This window comes from Bradyrhizobium sp. 137 (assembly GCF_023074095.1).
Classification (GTDB): Bacteria; Pseudomonadota; Alphaproteobacteria; order Rhizobiales; family Xanthobacteraceae; genus Bradyrhizobium.
The window spans coordinates 1-1009 of sequence record NZ_JADPKU010000106.1; the positions used below are offsets into that span (position 1 = coordinate 1).

1 pseudogene is annotated in these 1009 nt (G+C 61.1%); it reads right to left on the bottom strand.

The window, feature by feature from the left end:
- Nucleotides 1–1009: pseudogene (locus tag IVA78_RS28680) on the bottom strand (IS1182 family transposase); the annotation flags it as partial.

Consider the following 1009-nt stretch of genomic DNA (forward strand, 5'->3'; position numbering starts at 1 on the left):
TGGGCATCGGGATCAGCTTGGCCATCTTTCGAAGGTTTTGGGCGGTGGCTGCGAGGATGAACTCGTCACGCGCGCCGTTTGGACCTCGTAAACGCAAACGGTCGAGCTTGAGAATGCGCTTGAGGTGCGCGAACAACATCTCGATTTTCTTGCGGAGCCGGCGCGAGGTGCCTCCCTCCCACGATCTCGCGATCTGGCGCGCCATGTCGCGAGCGCCCTCGTAGATCGAGCGCGGCACTCTCCGTGAAGCCTGCTTGGGGCAACACCGAGCCTTCAATGCGCATCGATCACAATCGCGCTTGCTGGCGAGGTAAAGCATGGTGGCACCATCATTCACCAACGTTCCGGTCGTGGTAAGAACTTTGCCACCAGGGCAACGATAGATGTCACCGGCATGGTCATAGGTGAAGTCGTCGCGCGAGATGATCCCATCTGTGCGGGCCGACTTATCGAAGACTGTAACGTGCGGCTCGATGCCGCGCTCATAGAGCAGCCAGGCGAGCATCTCGGCCGAGCCATAGCCGCTGTCACCGAGGAGCCGGCTCGGATAGAGATCAAACCGCCAGCGAGCGCTCGATCATGCGCTTAGCGGCCAATACCTCCGCCTGCCGGATTGCGGTCGTTGCCTCAACATCGACGATGATCGCGTTCTCGATGTCGATCAGGTAGTTCGTCGAATAGGCGAAAAACGCTTGGCCGCCGTGCGCCCCCGTCCAGCGCGCCGCCGGGTCGGAGGGCGATACGAACTTCGGGGTAACCTCGGTCGCAGCTCCGAAAGCAGCATCATCGAGGACAGCCAGATACTCGTCGATTGCTCGGCCGGCAGCCTCCGGCGGAAGTCCCTTATCGCCTTCGATCCCCTTCTGCCGATTGGCATCGGCCTTGATTAGGCTCGCATCGACTGCAAATCCTTCACCGCCGACCAGTCGTTCCTCGATGCAGCGCCGCAGCACGCTCTCGAACACGCGACGGAAGAGATCGCTCTGCCGGAAGCGGCCATGCCTGTTCT